Origin of the sequence: Microbacterium sp. 2RAF4, from assembly GCF_052115285.1 — a bacterium.
GTDB classification, from domain to species: domain Bacteria; phylum Actinomycetota; class Actinomycetes; order Actinomycetales; family Microbacteriaceae; genus Microbacterium; species Microbacterium oxydans.
This window is the reverse complement of the sequence record NZ_JBFRGI010000013.1, coordinates 1-468: the sequence shown is the minus strand read 5'-3', so window position 1 is coordinate 468 and position 468 is coordinate 1. Positions and strand designations below refer to the sequence as shown.

The 468-nt window shown below is 36.3% G+C and carries 1 protein-coding gene; it reads left to right on the top strand.

Annotated elements, in window-relative coordinates:
• Positions 1–249 precede the first annotated feature (249 nt).
• Positions 250–468 (top strand): MobA/MobL family protein (locus AB4070_RS18555; protein ID WP_441981404.1); only part of this gene is annotated, 219 nt, incomplete at its 3' end.

The following is a 468-nucleotide window of genomic DNA, read 5'->3' as shown; positions in this document are numbered from 1 at the left end:
CTTTAATATATTGTCAAATTTGACTTTGATTTAATCAGCGTTAATTTATATATATCAACGAAAGAAAAACTATATAGGTTTTCATTCCTCTTTTAGTTTGAGCGTCAGCGAAAAAATAAAAGATAAGGAATGCCCGGTCTCTGCGAGGCTAAAACCTGTTTTTCTTACGAAAAACTAAAACCAAAACCCAAAACAAAAATAGGGGTTCTATTTATGAGGTATTAACATATGGCTTTATATAGGTTAGAAATGCAGAACGTAAGCCGTGCAAATGGTGTCAGCTCAGTTGCAAAGGCGGCTTATCGTCATCGTTCGGTTATGGTTGACCATAGAACGGGAGAAATACACGGAGAGAAATCAGCTAATCGTGACGATCTAGTTTATGCTGAAATATTAGCACCAGATAACACGCCCGATTTTCTCATTAAATCGAGTAACGATTTATGGGGTTTTGTCGAACAAACAGAG